Consider the following 16,484-nt stretch of genomic DNA (forward strand, 5'->3'; position numbering starts at 1 on the left):
CATCTATTTAAAAAAATTTCGGCGGTTTTGTCTTTGACAAAACCGCCGAAATTACTAGATATTATATCTTATCATCCTCAAGCAATTCCCTCGCCTGATATTCCTGTACAAGATCAATAGCATTTGAAATTACATCACTTAAAGCGGTGATGAAAGTTCCTTCTTCGGCCATACCCATCGCATGCTTTAAGGCATCAATTTCTTTAGGGATAATTTCATAGCTGATATTCTTCCCCGAAGACTGCATTCCTTCGATGATCAGTCCGTTAATTTCCTCTTCTGTTCGCCCGCGAAGGTGTTTTTCATTTCTTATAATAATATGGTCAAACATTCTGCCGGCGATTTTTCCACACTCCCTGATATCATTGTCACGCCTGTCTCCCACTCCGGAAATAATACCTATTTTTTTGTTGGATTCCACATTTTTCAAGTAGTCTTCAATGGCTTGATAACCGGACGGATTATGTGCAAAGTCTATTAAAACTTTAAAATTTTTAAACTTAAAAACATTTAGTCTTCCCGGCGTAAGCTGTGCGCTTGGAATAAACGTTCTCAAAGAATTAGAAATATCTTCAATTCCAAAACCGTAAAGATAACAGGCAAGACTTGCCGCCAGTACGTTTTCGATCATGAATTTGGCCTTCCCTTCCATAGTAATAGGGAAATCTTTTGCTTTTCCTATTCTGATCTTCCAGTCGCCTTTTTTTATCGTAATAAAACCTTCTTCATAAACGCAGGTAATCCTTCCTTCTTTTGCAAAGCTCTGAATATGAGGATTATTTTCATCCATACTAAAGATGGCTACCTTAGAATCAAGGTCATTTACAATCTTCATAGAATATTCATTGTCTGCATTCAAGATGCTCCAGCCATTCTTTTTTACACTGTCCAGAACAACCCTTTTTACCTTTGTAAGGTCTTTAAGATTATGAATATCATTCATTCCCAAATGATCCTCTTCAATATTCGTTAAAACACCGATATCACATTGAGAAAAGCCAAGACCTGAGCGTAAAATACCTCCTCTTGCCGTTTCCAGAACGGCAAATTCCACCGTTGGATCCTTTAAAATAAACTCAGCGGAAAGCGGGCCTGTGGTATCCCCTTTTGACAGCATGGTGTTTTGAATATAAATTCCGTCTGAAGTTGTGAAACCAACCCTGTAACCGTTACTTTTTACAATATGAGAGATAAGTCTTGTTGTGGTAGTCTTCCCGTTTGTCCCTGTAACCGCAATAATTGGAATGGTGAAAGGCTTTCCGGGTGGATACAGCATATCTACGACCGGAGCCGCTACATTTCTCGGTAATCCTTCACTTGGAGCCAGGTGCATTCTGAAACCGGGAGCCGCATTTACTTCAATAATTGCGCCGCCGCTTTCTTTTAAGGGCTGAGTTAAGTTTTCAGCCATAATATCAATTCCGCACACATCCAGACCGATGATTTTTGAAATCCTTTCGGCCATCGTGATATTTTCCGGATGGATCATGTCTGTAACATCAATGGAAGTACCTCCTGTAGAAAGGTTTGCTGTTGATTTTAAATAAACCACTTCCCCTTTTTGAGGAACTGTTTCAAGAGTGTACTGATGTTTTTCGAGAAGCTCCATGGTGTCTTTATCGACTTCTATTTCGGTTAAAACATTTTCGTGGCCGTAGCCTCTTCTCGGATCTTTATTTTCTTTATCGATTAATTGCTGAATATTCAGTTCGCCGTCTCCTACAACATGGGCGGGAACCCTTCTGGCTGCGGCTACCATTTTATTATCAATAACCAATACCCGGAAATCATATCCGGTAATATATTTTTCAACAATTACTTTTCTGGAATATTTCTGAGCATGTTCCAGCCCAATCTTTGCGGCTTCCCAATCATTTACATTGATGGATGAGCCTTTTCCGTGATTCCCGTCAAGAGGTTTGATAACAACAGGATAGCCTATTTTTCTGATCACTGCATCCAGCTCTTCTTCATGGGTTACCAGATCACCTATCGGAACAGGGATTGCTGCATCGTGAAGCATTCTCTTCGTCAATTCTTTATTACAGGCAATATCTACGGCAATTGAGCTTGTTTTTCCTGTGATTGTCGCCTGGAATCTCTGCTGATTCACACCGTAACCAAGCTGTACCAGAGAATTGGTTCCCAATCTTATCCAGGGGATTTTCCTGGAAACTGCTTCCTCAACAATACTTCCGGTTGAAGGGCCCAGACGAACCCTTTCCCTGATTTCTTTTAATTTCTGAATGCAGGCGTTTAAATCATATTCTTCCACTTTTATAAGGGCTTCAGCAATCTTTACGGATTCTTCCGCTGCGTAAATTCCTGCATTTTCTTCAAGATAATTGAAAACTACATTGTAAACTCCCGGAGTTTTAGTTTCACGTGTCCTTCCGAAACCCACATCCATACCGGCCAGGGTCTGAATTTCCAGTGCAATATGCTCTATCACATGCCCCATCCACGTTCCGGTTTCCACACGGTGAAAAAAACCGCCATGTACCCCCTCAGAGCATCTGTGAGTATAAAGTGAAGGCATCAGCTTTTCGATTCTTTCCCGGAAACCCTCTATTTTATTGGTAGGAAAATCTTCCATCTCTTCAAGATCCAACCGCATCTGTATCAGCTTCTTCCTTCTGATACTCCAAATATTCGGGCCACGCAATGCCTGTATCTTTTCAATTTTCATATTCTATTTGCATTTTTTATAATTAACGATATCTTCATTTAAATCAAAGATAATGTAAAACCCTAAACGAAACTATACCACATTTAAAGATTTATTAAAAAAGAGCTGAAATTTATCATCATTTCTAAAATACTCAGAATCAATCTAAATATGGCATGAATTTCGCCAACTGTTAATTATTTTTTAAATTTGCACACTATGATGAAACCCGTTGGAAAATTAATTGTCATCGGAGGAGCCGTAAACAAAGGAAGCTTTGCCGAAACAGATTTTGATCAGAACATTGAAAAAAATCTCAACTTTTTTGAAAGAGGAATTTTAAGAAAGATCATCAACGAATCTAAACATAAGGAAGATTCTGTGATCGAAATTATTACAACCGCCTCACAAATACCTCAGATTGTAGGAACTGAATATAAAAAAGCATTCGAATTTCTGGGTGCTAAAAATGTCAATATTTTAGATATTCACAACCGTGAAGAAGCCAATTCTGATGCAATGGTAGCAAGAGCCAATGCAGCAGATGTAGTGATGTTTACCGGTGGTGACCAGCTGAGATTAACCTCAATTCTTGGCGGAACAAGATTTCACGACACTATTTTGCTGAAATATCAGGAGCAGGATTTTATCTATTCCGGGACTTCAGCCGGGGCAGCTGCCGCGTCAGAAAATATGATTTATCAGGGAAGCAGCTCTGAAGCTTTGCTGAAAGGAGAAATCAAAACCACGCAGGGTTTAGGCCTAATTGACAACGTTATTATTGATACCCATTTCGTACAGAGAGGAAGAATCGGAAGGCTTTTCCAGGCTGTGGTGAACAATCCGAGAACGCTGGGAATCGGGCTGGGAGAAGACACCGGGCTTTTTATCCATAACGATGTAATGACAGCCGTAGGTTCCGGACTTGTAATTTTGGTTGACGGAAGGTTTATTAAAGATACCAACCTTACCAATATTAATTTGGGAGAGCCTATTTCTATTGATAACTTAACGGTTCATGTAATGTCAATGAATGATCATTATGATTTGATAACAAAGACCTTAACCATCGAGAATTCACAATTTAATCCAATTCCACAAGACAGATAAGAGTTTTGAGTTATGAATTATTACTTATGAGTTTTATTTTTTTTAAATTAAATTTTAAATTCAGCGTAACAAAGAACTTATAATTTATAACTTACAACTCATAACTTTTAAAACTATGAAATTAATCATACACGGCGGTTTTTTCTCAGAAAGCGACCAGAGCCAGGAAGTAAAAATTGCCAAGCATGAATCTTTAAAAGCAATTGCACAAAAGGCATTTGAATATATGCAGTCTCATTCAGCATTTGATACTGCTGCCTATGCAGTTTCTCTTCTGGAAGATGATCCTCTGTACAATGCCGGAATTGGTTCCCAAATCCAAAGAGATGGCGTAATCAGAATGAGTGCAGCCATCATGAATGGGGAAACTCAAAAAATGAGTGGCGTTATTAATATTGAAAATGTAAAAAACCCGATTTTTGTTGCGAAGGATTTAGTTCATGAAGACGACAGAGTCCTTGGTGGAAATGGTGCGAAAATATATGCCACCGAAAACGGATTTGAAAGCTTTTCAACTGAAATCCCCCAAAGAAGAAAAGAATATGAAGCAAAAATAAATAACGGAGGAAAAGGAACCGTAGGCTGTGTAGCGATTGATAAAGATGGAAAACTGGCTGTTGCCACTTCCACAGGAGGAAAAGGCTTCGAAATTCCGGGAAGAATTTCTGATTCTGCAACCGTTGCAGGAAATTATGCCAACTCTTTTTGTGCCGTAAGCTGCACCGGAGTGGGTGAAGATATTGTAAGCAATGCCACAGCAGCAAAAATAGTAACAAGAGTTACAGACGGAATGTCTTTAGAAAATGCTTTTACAAAAACATTTGATGAATTAAAGACTATCGACGGATTTGCCGGGGCTATTGCTATTGACAAAAACGGGAATATTTATCATCAGGATTCTTATCCTACAATGGTTTTTGCAAGCTTTGATGGTGAAAATTTTGAAGTTTTCAAATAATTTTAACATTAATTTATAATAGCATTCAATTTTTTGGCACACATTTTACATGATTACTAACAAGAAATTTATTAATCACTTAAAATATAGAAATCATGGGAAATAAAACAAAAGGCTTATTAGCACTACTTGGTTTAGGAGCATTAGCATATTGGAAATACAAAAACTCATCTCCTGAGGAACAACAAGCTGTAAAAGATAAGATCAACAATGCGAAAGATAATTTAAATAAGTGGGGAAATGATCTTAAAGATAAAGCCAACACTGTTGCATCCCAAGTTCAGGAGAAAGCTGATGAATTTAAAAACAAAGCACAGGATTCTGTAAATAAAGCGCAGGAAACTGTTTAACCAGACTAGTTTATTTTAACATTCATATATAACAAAAAGAAGTCATCGTAGTTTTAATTACGATGACTTTTTTTGTGCTTTAATGGCATAAACCATGGGTATCTTGTTCCCAAACTTTTCTATTCTCCATTTTCCTTTTTCAAATTCTTCAATATGCCTGAAACATGGATATGGCGACCAGTCGAATTCTTTAAAATTTTCTATCTGAATATGATTTTGAATTAAATTCTGAATAACATCTGCCAGAGGATGATTCCAGGTGATGGATTCATCAACAATGTTTGCCGATCGGTCAGCATAAGTTCCTTCAGCAGTTTCTATGATTGGCTTTTCATTGAAATAATTATACTTAACTTCTGTAAAATCATCATCAAACATCCATACAACCGGATGAAATTCTGCCATAATAAATTTTCCACCGGATTTAAGGAAATGATTAATGATCTTCGCCCATTTATCAAGGTCCGGAAGCCAGCCGATAGTACCATAGCTTGTGAAAACAATATCAAATTTCTCATCTAAAACATTGGGCAGATTATATAAATCCGTGCAAATGAATTCCGTATCCGTACTGCATTTTTGGGCAAGATCTTTTGCCGCTTCAATGGCTTTATCAGACAAGTCTATTCCGGTAACTTTCGCTCCCATTCTTGATAACGAAATGGAATCCTGACCGAAATGACACTGCAGATGCAGAATGCTTTTGTCTCTAATATCTCCCAATAGCTCAAGTTCAATAGAATTGAGAGAAGTTCTTCCTTCCAGAAATTCATTCACGAAGTAAAAATCGGATTTCAAATTTGGATCTACTTTAGTATTCCATGTCTTTTTATTGACTTCAAGATAATTCTCCATAGTTTTAATTTTGTGATCTAAAAATAGGAATTAATTTCTAATCACCCGAAATAACGATTGAAGTATAAGGACTATAAAGCTCCCAGCCTAAAGATTCATATAATAATCGGCCTTCTTCAGTTGCTACTAAAAAATTATTGGAAACATTTTTTGAAAGCGCTATTTTTTCAAGTTCTTTGATTAAAAAAGTAGCCAATCTTTTTCTTCTGTGAATTGCCGCTGTTGAAATTCTGTCATAAACCGCTAAATTATTAGCAATTATAACCCTGCCTTCCGACGCTACCTCACCACTATCCTTTGTAACGATGCTTACCACGAAAGTAGATCCATATTGGTGAAACCGTAAAATATATTCATCCGGCAGCATGATATCCGGAAAAATCATTGGCTTAAAACAAAACATCATATAGCCTTGCGGCTGTAGAATCCAATTTTCTGAAAGATCAGCCTTAAACTCATTGAAAGAACCACAAACCTTTAAAAATACCCAGGGTTCATTAATTGTTCTTGTTAATTGTAAAAAGTCATCATTAACTTTAGGAAATACGTAACGCTTCTTTTGCTTTTCGTACCCTACATCAACCATAAATCCTGATTCATAACGGACAGGCGGAGGTAATTCTCTTGACAAAGACCATGCTTTAAGCCATGTTTCAATTATATCCGGTGAAATTTCTTTTCCCATTAATAATTACACAAAGGTTAGCAGATATCCCATCACAGAACCGGCCAAAACAATCAGCGCACTATTTATTTTCTTAAATCCAAAACTTAAAGCAACACATACGACAGCAATAAGTATGGTACGCCAACCTGTAATAGTATCAATTCCCATATTGATGCATACGGAAATAATTATTGCAACAGAAGCAACATTTACTGCATCCAGAAACACTGAGAATAATTCTGAATTTCTCATTTTTCTTATCAAAGGATTCAATAAAGCTACAAACAAAAATGAAGGTAAAAAAATCCCGACAGTGGCCAATGCCGCACCTGCAAAGCCATTGATTTGATATCCTATAAAAGTTACTGATGAAAATACTGGTCCGGGCGTAAACTGCCCTACTGCGATGGCATCAATAAGTTGTTTCCTTGTCATTAATCCTGTACAAACAAGTTCTGCATCAAGAAACGCGAACAGTACATATCCACTTCCATAAAGAATCGCACCTACTTTCAGGAAAATAAGAAAAAGCTTAATATTTGCCGCCGAAAAGAAATCATTTGCAGGCTCCTGTAAGATTATTAACGGAATAAAACTTTTGAAGTCTTCTGACTTTCTTTTCTTAACTAAAAATACCAGAACAGCAATAACCCCCGATCCAAATAACAGATAAATTTCATTATACTGCAACAATGATCCCACCAGCACCAATATTCCCAAAACAGCTAAAGCCGAAGTTTTGACAGACTTTTTAGCCAAGGGAAATATTGCTCCAAGAATAACAGCAATAATTGCCGGTTTAATCCCATAAATAAACGGCTGAACTTCGGGCAAAAGCCCATATTCTTTGTACAACCAGGCAAAAATCCCTGTAATAAAAACTGCAGGAAGAATAAAACAGATTCCTGCAGTTAATAATCCTTTCCAGCCTGCTTTTTCCCGTCCGATGTGGATTGCCATCTCTGTGCTGTTGGGTCCGGGAATTAAATTAGTAGCACCGATGAGGTCAAGAAAATGCTGCTGATCCATCCATTTCCTTTTGGTTACAACCTCTTCCTGCATCATAGAAATATGTGCAGCAGGTCCACCGAAGCCAATAATTCCTAATTTTAGAAAAAGCTTGGCTATATCTTTTAAGTCTTCTGTATTTTTCATCATACTACAGAATTCTTATAATTATTATTTATTTAAAAACTCCTCCAAAGAAACCGTTTTCTGCTCTCCTGCTTCAAGGTCTTTGTAAGTAATTGTTTTATTTTTAATTTCTTCTTCACCTAAGAAAACAAGGTTTTTAATTCCTTTCTTTTCTGCGTATGTAAATTGTTTTCCAATTTTGGCATTTTCAGGGTAAATTTCTGCAGAAATTCCTTTTTTCCTTAACTGGCTGATTAATTTTAAAGCTTCCAAAGTTTCATCACCACCAAAATTAGCGAATAAATACTCAACTTTTGAAGTTGCTTCTTCCGGGAAAAGGCCAAGCTCTTCCATAACCAGATAAATCCTATCCAGGCCAAAAGAAATTCCGATTCCAGGAATATTTTTCACTCCAAAAACTTCCGTAAGGTTGTCATATCTTCCGCCACCGCCTATGGAACCCATCTGAACGCCATTAGCTTTTACCTCAAAAATGGCTCCTGTATAATAATCTAATCCTCTGGCCAATGTAATATCAAAAACAAGACTTTTACTTTCAACACCAAGATCAATAGATTGTTTTAAAACAATTTCCAGTTCTTCAACACCTTTCAGTCCGATTTCATTTCCTGCAAATTTTTCTTTCAACTGAAGAAGATTTGCAAGGGCATCATCCGACTGATTGAACAGGAAGTCCAGCTTGTCAATAGAATCCTGAGAAATTTCTCTTTCTAAAAGCTCCTTTACAACGCCGTCTTTACCAATTTTATCTAACTTATCAAGAGCAACGGTAAAATCAATCAGCTTATCTGTAATTCCGGCATATTCAGCTAATCCTGAAAGAATTTTTCTATTATTTATATGTATTTTGACAGAAAGCTTAAGATCATCAAATGATTTTAGATATAATTGAATTAAATCAACCTCCTGCAATAAGCTTTCGCTACCCACAACATCTGCATCACATTGATAAAACTCCCTGAAACGCCCTTTCTGCGGACGATCTGCTCTCCATACCGGCTGAATCTGATATCGCTTATATGGAAAAGTAAGCTGTCCGTGATTCATCGCTACAAATCTTGCAAAAGGTACGGTAAGGTCATAACGAAGGGCTTTATCCGAAATTTGAGAAGTCAGTTTCTGATGATTTTTATTTTCCCAGTCTTCCTGATTTACTTTTGAAGTATAATCCCCTGAATTTAAAATCTTAAAAATCAAACGATCTCCCTCCTCTCCGTATTTTCCTGTCAATGTGGAAAGATTTTCAAAGCTCGGAGTTTCCAATGGCTGGAACCCGAATAATTCGAAGTTTTTCTGCAGTGTATTGATGATAAATCTTCTTCTTGCAACCTCTAATGCTGTAAAATCTCTCGTTCCTTTCGCTAAGCTTGGCTTCATTTTTATAATTGATAAATGATGATTAATATGTATAAGTCTTGCAAAAATAAGGAATTGAGCGGACTTTTCGGCCAAATGAATAAGCTGAAAAAGAATCTTCTTCAGCTTATCATCTTTCTTCACTATTTGTATTTTAAGCCACCTGAAAAATCAGATATTTTCTAAAATCTCAAGAATTTCCTCGCCATAATTTTCAATTTTATGTTTTCCAAAGCCTTTGATGTCCAGCAATTCTTCTTTTCTGGCAGGTTTATATTTTGCCACAGACATCAGCTCTTTATTGGTAGCAATGAAATACGAAGGAAGGTTTTGCTCTTTCGCTTTTTCCGATCTCCACTCTTTTAATGCAGATAAAATTTTCTCTTCATCAAAATTCAAATCATCAATTTCTGCAGAATATTTTGTGTTTTTAGAATCTTTAACGGTACTCTGCACCAGCTTTAACTCATCAAAATACATCACAACCGACCAGTATTTTTCATCTTCTACAAAAGCCGTTTCCACTTTTATCATGTCGTGTGACTCTAAAAAAGAGTCAAGAGTTCTTTGATCTTCATAGAGAAAATCTTCCGACAGCCGTATTTTAAAAACTTTTACTTTCATCATTTGTGTTTTTTATTTATTTGCTTCCTAACAGAAGAATTTCATCCACTCTTATTTCCGTTATATACTTCTTCACGCCATCTTTATCATCGTAAGACCGGTACGTCAGCTTACCTTCAATGGCGATTTCTTTACCCTTTGTAACATATTTCTGGAAAATTTCCGCTGTTTTCCCAAAAGCAACCAGATTGTGCCATTGTGTCTCTTCCACTTTCTCACCTTTTGCATTGGTGTAATGATCACTTGTAGCCAAAGATACGCTGGCTTTTACATTTCCGTTTTCGAAGTTTACCATTTCTACTTCTCTTCCTGTGTAACCTATTAATGTTACTTTGTTTCTTAGTGACATAATTAAATTTTTTAAGTTAAATAATCAGATGTGAGACGCTCACTGTTTTCTCAAATCTCTATTGCAAAGATTGTTGAAAACTGAAATAAAAGTCGGTAACAAACTATTTAAATTCATTTGTAGTCGTTTGCAAACGGATAATTTCGTATCTTTGATCAAATAAAAAATATGGAAAAGGATATAATTATTTTTGAATTTCCTTTTAATCTGGGGCTTACAAAGAAAGATCATGAAATTGAGCCCGGAGTAAAAAAACTTCCGGACTGGCTAAGGAAATTTGATTTTCATAAAAGAATTAATCCTAAAAATATTTTTAAGCTTGAATCTCCTGCTTATATAATGAATTTCGATGAGGAAACCGGTGTAAAAAATCCAGACCAAATCATTGAATATGCAAAAAAACAAGCGGACCTTATCCTTAATAATTCAAGGAAAAAAGCTTTTCATATCATGCTTGGCGGAGATTGCAGTATTCTAATCGGAACCGCAATTGCCCTGAGAAAAATGGGAAATTTCGGGCTTTTTTACCTTGACGGCCATACAGACTATATCCGTCCAAACCTCTCTCCGAGCGGCGGTGCCGCGGGAATGGATCTCGCCATAGTTTCCGGTGCCGGCCATGAAAGGCTAACTAATATTAACGAATTAAAGCCTTATTTTATTGAAGAAAATATTTTCTGTGTCGGTAACGCCGAAACTGATGATGAAGAATATGTGAATGAAATTATTAATTCCGGTATTCATTATTTTGATTTATATCAGTTGCGGAAAAATGGTTTTGGAAGAACATCCCGGGAGTTTTTGAGTTTAATTGATGAAAAAAATTTAGATGGTTTTTTTATCCATTTCGATGTCGACGTTTTAAATGATAAAATTATGCCTTGTGTTGACAGCAGAATGGAGGACGGAATTGATTACAACAATCTTAAAGAAATTCTACAACCATTAATTCACAGTGAAAAATGTTTCGGAATTGAGATTACTATTCTTGACCCGGATTATGATCCAAAAGGTGAATATACTAAAGCTTTTATAGATAATATGATTAAAATTATAAACAACATCCAATGAAGAAGGCAATAAAAAGAACGTTCAGAGTTTCAAAATATGTGATCTATAAAGAAACCCTGGTAGATTATAAAGAACATTTCTGGTCATTTTTGGGTGCTTTTTTTGGAATTGGGATTATTGCATTCATCCAGTCGCATACCCTTTCTGCAACGGAAAATATATTTCTGATCGGTTCTTTCGGGGCATCTTCTGTTTTGATTTACGGTGCTATCCAGAGCCCATTGGCCCAACCCCGGAATTTAGTTGGCGGACATGTTATTTCAGCCCTAGTAGGAGTTACGGTTTATCAAATTGTACCTGATATTATTTGGCTTTCCGCTCCTTTAGCTGTAGCATTTTCTATCGTTTTGATGCAATACACGAAAACTTTACATCCTCCCGGCGGCGCAACCGCACTGATTGCTGTAAGCTCTACGGGAAAAATCCCTGAATTAGGATATTGGTATGTAATTTCACCAGTCCTTTCGGGCTGTATCATTCTGCTGATCGTGGCATTATTTTTTAATAATATTACTTCAAACAGAAGCTACCCCACTCACAGCAGATTAAAAAAGTTAATAAAGAAAAAACACGAACATATACACAAAATGAAAAAGTAAAAAATTATGAATTGTCTAGAATGCGGCGAAAAAATTATCGGCCGGTCAGATAAAAAATTCTGCAACGATGCCTGCCGAAACGCCTATAACAACAAGCAGAACAAGGATTCCAGCAATTTAATGCGAAATATTAATAATAAGCTTCGTAAAAATTATAGAATCCTTGTGGAAGTAAATATTGAAGGAAAAACAAAAATTTCAAAAGCAAAACTGGACTCTTTAGGTTTTGATTTTGAATATTTTACCAATGTAAAAGTTTATAAAAACGGTTCGGAATATAAATTTATTTACGACTATGGCTATAAGCTGCTGGATGACGATTTTGTTCTGATTGTAAAAAATCAATCTTAAGTAATTATTTAACTTAAATTATTCAAATGAAAGAAGTTGTTCTGATTACAGGAAGCAATGGCCTAATTGCCCGGGAACTCTCAAAAAAGCTTGAAAAAGATTTTACCATTCGTTTTTTAACGAGAAAAAAACAGGGGAATAATGAGTTTGAATGGGACATCAGGCAACAGAAAATTGATGAAATTGCTTTTGAAAACGTGTCCCACATCATTCACCTCGCAGGAGCCAATATTTCTGAAAAGCGCTGGACAGATGAGCGAAAAAAAGAATTAATTTCCAGCCGCATAGATTCTGCGGATTTAATTCTGAAAACCTTACGAAAAAAAAATATTAAGTTAAAATCCTTTATTTCTGCTTCAGGAATAAATTATTACGGAACAAAAACATCGGATAAAATTTTTACTGAAAAAGATGCTCCGGGAAATGATTTTTTAAGTGAAGTTGTTGTTTTATGGGAAAGATCTGCCGATGCATTCAAAGAGCAGAATATCGCTGAAAGAGTGGTAAAAATCCGTACAGCCGTCGTGCTTTCAGAAAAAGACGGTGCGCTAAAAAAGATGCTCCCCATCATAAAAATGGGGATAGGTTCATCTCTGGGTGACGGAAAACAATTTATGCCCTGGATTCATATTGATGATATTTGCTCGATTTATGAATTTGCTTTAAAAAATTCAGATATGGAAGGTCCTTATAATGCAACTTCTCCCGAACATACAACGAATGAAAATTTAACTGAAAAGATTGCAGAAGTCCTGCAGAAACCTTTATTCATGCCGAATGTTCCTAAATTTGTTTTAAAACTTCTTTTTGGAGAACTGGCTGATGCTTTGTTGGAAGGATCGAGAGCTTCATCACAAAAAATTCAGGATGCTGGTTTTCATTTCAAATTTCCTCATTTGAAATCAGCTCTGGAAAATTTACTTAAGAAATGATTTTAAAACTAATTAAAATTTAATCAAATTTACAATGTAAAATATGAAGATAGATATTACAAAAACTGAAATTTTATCAGATAACTGGTATACGCTAAAAAAGGTGACTTATGCCATCGAAAAAAAAGACGGAACCACCGAAACACAAAGCCGTGAAGCCTATGACCGAGGCAACGGAGCAGTAATTTTGCTTTATAACAGAAATACGAAAACGATAATCCTTACCAGACAATTCCGGTTGCCTACTTTCATCAATGGGAATTCTACCGGAATGCTGATAGAAGCCTGTGCCGGACTTTTGGACAACGATAACCCCGAAGAGTGCATCAAAAGGGAAACTGAGGAAGAAACCGGTTACAAAATCTCAAGGGTTGAAAAGATTTTTGAAGCCTATATGTCGCCCGGCTCCGTAACTGAAATTCTCCATTTCTTTATTGCAGAATATTCTTCGGAGATGAAAATTACCAATGGCGGTGGATTGGCTGAGGAAGGAGAAAATATTGAAGTTCTTGAGCTTTCATTTGATCAGGCTCTACAAATGGTAGATACCGGAGAGATCAAAGATGCGAAAACCATTATGCTTCTTCAGCATTCACGTTTGAAAAACATTCTATAAAAGAATCATTATAGTTAAAAACAATTATTATACAACAATTGGCAAGTGCTTTGCTGAAATTTAATCCTACAAATATATATTTAGATCTATGAAACTTTTAATTTCTTTGAGCCTTTCTTTATTCCTGTCAATGAATGTTTTGGGGCAAAAAACCGATAAACCCGGACCTAAAGATAAAGCTGCGACAGAGCACTTTAAGAACGACTACAAAAAGAAAAACTACAAAAAATTTTCAGGAAATATTAGTGTAAAAGATAATCAGGTGCAGTTTGATAACAAAACCATTTATTACGATAAGTCTGATAAGCTTACCAAATTAATACTGCAGGAAGGCCTTCTATACCCGCAATTGCTCACCGATTTCCAGATTGATAAATTTGATAATGAAGACAGTGACAGAACACAAAAAAGATTTGCCCGCCTTCAGAAAAACTGGAAAAATGCTTTTGAAGTGAATAACATTAAGCTTAGCAGCGCTTCTGAATTAACATTTTTAAGTTCAGACTCCAAAGTAAAAAGGTTTAAAATTTTATGCAAAGATCCTAAATTCCCCAATATAATGGTTTATTATTTTGAGCTAATTAATAAAAATGCAGATAAAAATACAGGTGTTGAAGAATTTATAAAAGACGCTAAGCTTACTCATATTTATCAGGATTAGTTTACATTTTTACAATAAAAATAGGCTGCCTCCTACACTTGTCAAATATATAGGAGGCAGTTTATTTTTTATTGAAAAGCCATTCTTTCAGTTTCTTTTCCGTTTACTTTTCTTATAAAAATAGCAGTTCTTACACCGTCTATCATTTGAATAGTACAGCTCCAGCCTGGCTGTATATCTGCCGAATTTGCTAATGTTTCATCATCAGGGCTTTCAAAATGTACGATAGGCTTTTCTGACAGCTTTATTTTTGAAGCTTCTTCCGGAGACAGCTGCTTATCGAACATAATATATTCTTCGGTAATAAGGCCGTTTTCCCATTTTGCAACTGTAGCCATTTTTTGTTTGGTAGGATATTGAGTTCCTACTACTCCTACCCATTTTCCTCTGGCAACATTCGGGCTGTGCTGCCCCAGCTTGGTATCGGCCCCTACTTTTTCTATAAATGGCCCAAAACTTTTAACATGATCATGCAGCCCTACCGTATTTATCCCGCCGGAATTAAAGGCTTTAATATTTTTAGAATGATAATATTCCAATACTTTCATGTTGGTATTCCATCCTACGAAATCTACCAGGTGGAAGCGGATCATGTTTTGCTGTTCGGTTTTATAGTCATTTTTTTTGTTTCTGAAAGAGAATATTGTAACAGCCGCTAAAATACATACTGCAGTCAGAATTAATGCTTTGTGTGATCTTGTAAATTTCATATCTATGTTTTATTAATATTAAACAAGACAAAGATAGGTGTGATGAAATTTAAAAAAATTCGCCTATGCTAATAAATTACTTCTGACTTCTGATACGGCTAAGCGATGATGGTAAAATACCCAGATAAGAAGCTATAAGATACTGAGGGGCGCGTTGCAGAAGATCTGGAAATCTATCCAGCAATCCTTTGTATTTTGAAGCTGCATCGGTAGAATAAATTTCTAAAATTCTGATGATTGAATCTGCATATTCTGACTGAAACAGCATTCTTGAAAATTTTTCCATGCCGGGAACGAGCTGATGAACTATTTCAAGATCATTTTTAGTGATGGTCCATAATTCACAATCTTCAAGAGACCGTACGCCATATGGTGTTTTAGGATCAGCAAGGGTACTGCATAAGGTAGACATCCATTCTGTTTCTTTTGCAAACTGAATGACCTGCTCTTCTCCATTTTCTAATGTTTTATAGGCATACAGCAAGCCTTTTTCGATAAATATCAATTTACCATTATATTGATTTTCCTGCAATAGGTCTTTTTTCCTTTTCACGGTGAGGGGTTCAAAGAAAGAGACTATTTTTGGAATATCTGATTCTTCCAGATTAATTTTGGATTGTATATTTTTAATCAGCGTTTCTGCATTCATATATTCGTTAACTTATCATACTATTTCCCTAGCTAAGCACTGTAAATATATAAACTTTAAATGAATTGATTAAAAATTTGTAAATAAAAAGCCGTATCCCAATAGATACGGCCCAGGTTAATTAAGTTTAGCATTTAAGCTTCTATAATAAGATGATCATCATCTCCTTTTTTCTTGTGATACTCTTCAAATTTTTCAGGATATAATTTACTGTTTTCCAATTTAAAACCCTAATTTTGCAGTCTGAAATAAGGATTATAGAGTATGAAAAAATTAGGCGAATACAGAAAGCTTCTGGAAGTTGATAAAAATGTGACTTTAAAAGAGTTAAAAACAATTTACAGGAATACCATGAAAGATACACACCCTGATAAGTTTATCAATGATGAAGCCGGAAAACTGGAAGCAGAAGAAAGAAGCAAGTCTGTGATTGAAGCCTATCATTTTTTGGTGAGCATTAATTCTGAAACGCAGGAAAAATACAAAGAAGAATACACAGAGACAACTACAAAATCTAATATTCAGGATTTTTATCTGGAGAAATCTGTTCTTACGGTTCAGCATTTGAACGGAAACATTTATGAATATATCGGGGTTCCAAGGAATACGTATATCAAAATGGTGAATGCAGATTCTCCGAGCCGTTTTGCAAGAAGACACATCTACGGAAGTTTTGTTTATAGAAAGGCCGGTGAGGTGATGGCAGATTAAATTTTGGGATTATAAACAAAATTGAGCTCTCGATTGGTTTCGGGAGCTTTTTTTATCTACAGCTAAAAATATAGAAGTTTCTGAGTACCTAA

General features: G+C 35.9%; 19 protein-coding genes. 10 read left to right on the forward strand and 9 right to left on the reverse strand.

The genetic code is table 11. The annotated features are described in order from the left end of the window. Positions 1-61 precede the first annotated feature (61 nt). A complete protein-coding gene (gene cphA, locus H560_RS0120035; RefSeq protein WP_027381621.1) occupies positions 62-2,689 on the reverse strand; it encodes a cyanophycin synthetase in 2,628 nt (875 codons plus the stop codon). Positions 2,690-2,890: 201 nt separating this feature from the next. Here cphA and H560_RS0120040 point away from each other — a divergent pair, with 201 nt between their 5' ends. The 3 genes from H560_RS0120040 to H560_RS0120050 all read left to right on the forward strand — a co-directional run bounded on the left by H560_RS0120040 (position 2,891) and on the right by H560_RS0120050 (position 5,086). Next, positions 2,891-3,778, forward strand: a complete 888-nt coding sequence (locus H560_RS0120040; protein ID WP_034753436.1) for a cyanophycinase — start codon at positions 2,891-2,893, stop codon at positions 3,776-3,778. A gap of 115 nt (positions 3,779-3,893) precedes the next feature. Beyond that, a complete protein-coding gene (locus H560_RS0120045) occupies positions 3,894-4,736 on the forward strand; it encodes an isoaspartyl peptidase/L-asparaginase (RefSeq protein ID WP_027381623.1) in 843 nt (280 codons plus the stop codon). 95 nt (positions 4,737-4,831) lie between these two features. After that, entirely contained in the window at positions 4,832-5,086 is a 255-nt protein-coding gene (locus H560_RS0120050; protein ID WP_027381624.1) for a YtxH domain-containing protein, read from the forward strand. 57 nt (positions 5,087-5,143) lie between these two features. Here H560_RS0120050 and H560_RS0120055 read toward each other — a convergent pair whose 3' ends face one another. From H560_RS0120055 to H560_RS0120080, 6 genes are all read right to left on the reverse strand, one after another. Next, the gene (locus H560_RS0120055; protein ID WP_081414017.1) at positions 5,144-5,941 is read right to left on the reverse strand and encodes a class I SAM-dependent methyltransferase; all 798 of its coding nucleotides are present in this window, start codon (positions 5,939-5,941) and stop codon (positions 5,144-5,146) included. Positions 5,942-5,978: 37 nt separating this feature from the next. Continuing rightward, positions 5,979-6,626: a GNAT family N-acetyltransferase gene (locus tag H560_RS0120060; protein WP_027381626.1), complete on the reverse strand. Its 648-nt coding sequence runs from the start codon at positions 6,624-6,626 to the stop codon at positions 5,979-5,981. A 6-nt stretch (positions 6,627-6,632) separates the two neighbouring features. Beyond that, entirely contained in the window at positions 6,633-7,763 is a 1,131-nt protein-coding gene (gene chrA, locus H560_RS0120065) for a chromate efflux transporter (protein ID WP_027381627.1), read from the reverse strand. Between the two features lie 24 nt (positions 7,764-7,787). Next, positions 7,788-9,140 (reverse strand): histidine--tRNA ligase, encoded by a 1,353-nt coding sequence (gene hisS, locus H560_RS0120070; protein ID WP_027381628.1) that lies wholly within the window; start codon positions 9,138-9,140, stop codon positions 7,788-7,790. A 150-nt stretch (positions 9,141-9,290) separates the two neighbouring features. After that, positions 9,291-9,746, reverse strand: coding sequence for an HRDC domain-containing protein (locus H560_RS0120075; protein ID WP_081414018.1), 456 nt, complete (start codon positions 9,744-9,746; stop codon positions 9,291-9,293). A 13-nt stretch (positions 9,747-9,759) separates the two neighbouring features. Further along, positions 9,760-10,092 (reverse strand): single-stranded DNA-binding protein, encoded by a 333-nt coding sequence (locus H560_RS0120080; protein WP_027381630.1) that lies wholly within the window; start codon positions 10,090-10,092, stop codon positions 9,760-9,762. 168 nt (positions 10,093-10,260) lie between these two features. Here H560_RS0120080 and H560_RS0120085 point away from each other — a divergent pair, with 168 nt between their 5' ends. The 6 genes from H560_RS0120085 to H560_RS0120110 all read left to right on the forward strand — a co-directional run bounded on the left by H560_RS0120085 (position 10,261) and on the right by H560_RS0120110 (position 14,322). Further along, the gene (locus H560_RS0120085) at positions 10,261-11,163 is read left to right on the forward strand and encodes an arginase family protein (RefSeq protein ID WP_027381631.1); all 903 of its coding nucleotides are present in this window, start codon (positions 10,261-10,263) and stop codon (positions 11,161-11,163) included. After that, positions 11,160-11,762 carry an HPP family protein gene (locus H560_RS0120090; RefSeq protein ID WP_027381632.1) on the forward strand — a complete coding sequence of 201 codons (603 nt, stop codon included), beginning with the start codon at positions 11,160-11,162 and terminating at the stop codon, positions 11,760-11,762. Before H560_RS0120085 ends, H560_RS0120090 begins: the two co-directional genes overlap by 4 nt. Positions 11,763-11,768: 6 nt before the next feature. After that, positions 11,769-12,113, forward strand: a complete 345-nt coding sequence (locus tag H560_RS0120095) for a hypothetical protein (protein ID WP_034753394.1) — start codon at positions 11,769-11,771, stop codon at positions 12,111-12,113. A 26-nt stretch (positions 12,114-12,139) separates the two neighbouring features. Further along, on the forward strand, positions 12,140-13,045 hold the full coding sequence (locus tag H560_RS0120100; RefSeq protein WP_027381634.1) for a TIGR01777 family oxidoreductase: 906 nt from the start codon (positions 12,140-12,142) through the stop codon (positions 13,043-13,045). 43 nt (positions 13,046-13,088) lie between these two features. Continuing rightward, positions 13,089-13,661: a GDP-mannose pyrophosphatase NudK gene (nudK, locus tag H560_RS0120105; RefSeq protein WP_027381635.1), complete on the forward strand. Its 573-nt coding sequence runs from the start codon at positions 13,089-13,091 to the stop codon at positions 13,659-13,661. An 88-nt stretch (positions 13,662-13,749) separates the two neighbouring features. Further along, positions 13,750-14,322, forward strand: a complete 573-nt coding sequence (locus H560_RS0120110; RefSeq protein WP_027381636.1) for a hypothetical protein — start codon at positions 13,750-13,752, stop codon at positions 14,320-14,322. 68 nt (positions 14,323-14,390) lie between these two features. On the opposite strand, the gene H560_RS0120115 is transcribed toward H560_RS0120110, so the two are convergent. Together H560_RS0120115 and H560_RS0120120 are read right to left on the reverse strand one after the other, a co-directional pair. Beyond that, the gene (locus H560_RS0120115; protein ID WP_027381637.1) at positions 14,391-15,032 is read right to left on the reverse strand and encodes a hypothetical protein; all 642 of its coding nucleotides are present in this window, start codon (positions 15,030-15,032) and stop codon (positions 14,391-14,393) included. A 76-nt stretch (positions 15,033-15,108) separates the two neighbouring features. Continuing rightward, entirely contained in the window at positions 15,109-15,681 is a 573-nt protein-coding gene (locus H560_RS0120120) for a Crp/Fnr family transcriptional regulator (protein ID WP_027381638.1), read from the reverse strand. 264 nt (positions 15,682-15,945) lie between these two features. Between H560_RS0120120 and H560_RS0120125 the strand changes: the two genes are divergently transcribed. Then, positions 15,946-16,392: a KTSC domain-containing protein gene (locus H560_RS0120125; RefSeq protein WP_027381639.1), complete on the forward strand. Its 447-nt coding sequence runs from the start codon at positions 15,946-15,948 to the stop codon at positions 16,390-16,392. The last annotated feature ends 92 nt before the right edge of the window (positions 16,393-16,484 follow it).

Source organism: Chryseobacterium daeguense DSM 19388 (assembly GCF_000430825.1).
GTDB lineage: Bacteria > Bacteroidota > Bacteroidia > Flavobacteriales > Weeksellaceae > Chryseobacterium > Chryseobacterium daeguense.

Bases quoted from the DNA above. Each gene is read 5' to 3' on its own strand.
- H560_RS0120055 (WP_081414017.1), bottom strand. From the start codon at position 5,941: ATGGAGAATTATCTTGAAGTCAATAAAAAGACATGGAATACTAAAGTA.
- chrA (WP_027381627.1), bottom strand. From the start codon at position 7,763: ATGAAAAATACAGAAGACTTAAAAGATATAGCCAAGCTTTTTCTAAAA.
- H560_RS0120115 (WP_027381637.1), bottom strand. From the start codon at position 15,032: ATGAAATTTACAAGATCACACAAAGCATTAATTCTGACTGCAGTATGT.
- H560_RS0120125 (WP_027381639.1), top strand. From the start codon at position 15,946: ATGAAAAAATTAGGCGAATACAGAAAGCTTCTGGAAGTTGATAAAAAT.
- H560_RS0120120 (WP_027381638.1), bottom strand. From the start codon at position 15,681: ATGAATGCAGAAACGCTGATTAAAAATATACAATCCAAAATTAATCTG.
- H560_RS0120110 (WP_027381636.1), top strand. From the start codon at position 13,750: ATGAAACTTTTAATTTCTTTGAGCCTTTCTTTATTCCTGTCAATGAAT.
- H560_RS0120060 (WP_027381626.1), bottom strand. From the start codon at position 6,626: ATGGGAAAAGAAATTTCACCGGATATAATTGAAACATGGCTTAAAGCA.
- H560_RS0120095 (WP_034753394.1), top strand. From the start codon at position 11,769: ATGAATTGTCTAGAATGCGGCGAAAAAATTATCGGCCGGTCAGATAAA.
- nudK (WP_027381635.1), top strand. From the start codon at position 13,089: ATGAAGATAGATATTACAAAAACTGAAATTTTATCAGATAACTGGTAT.
- H560_RS0120075 (WP_081414018.1), bottom strand. From the start codon at position 9,746: ATGATGAAAGTAAAAGTTTTTAAAATACGGCTGTCGGAAGATTTTCTC.
- hisS (WP_027381628.1), bottom strand. From the start codon at position 9,140: ATGAAGCCAAGCTTAGCGAAAGGAACGAGAGATTTTACAGCATTAGAG.
- cphA (WP_027381621.1), bottom strand. From the start codon at position 2,689: ATGAAAATTGAAAAGATACAGGCATTGCGTGGCCCGAATATTTGGAGT.
- H560_RS0120050 (WP_027381624.1), top strand. From the start codon at position 4,832: ATGGGAAATAAAACAAAAGGCTTATTAGCACTACTTGGTTTAGGAGCA.
- H560_RS0120090 (WP_027381632.1), top strand. From the start codon at position 11,160: ATGAAGAAGGCAATAAAAAGAACGTTCAGAGTTTCAAAATATGTGATC.
- H560_RS0120100 (WP_027381634.1), top strand. From the start codon at position 12,140: ATGAAAGAAGTTGTTCTGATTACAGGAAGCAATGGCCTAATTGCCCGG.
- H560_RS0120040 (WP_034753436.1), top strand. From the start codon at position 2,891: ATGAAACCCGTTGGAAAATTAATTGTCATCGGAGGAGCCGTAAACAAA.
- H560_RS0120085 (WP_027381631.1), top strand. From the start codon at position 10,261: ATGGAAAAGGATATAATTATTTTTGAATTTCCTTTTAATCTGGGGCTT.
- H560_RS0120080 (WP_027381630.1), bottom strand. From the start codon at position 10,092: ATGTCACTAAGAAACAAAGTAACATTAATAGGTTACACAGGAAGAGAA.
- H560_RS0120045 (WP_027381623.1), top strand. From the start codon at position 3,894: ATGAAATTAATCATACACGGCGGTTTTTTCTCAGAAAGCGACCAGAGC.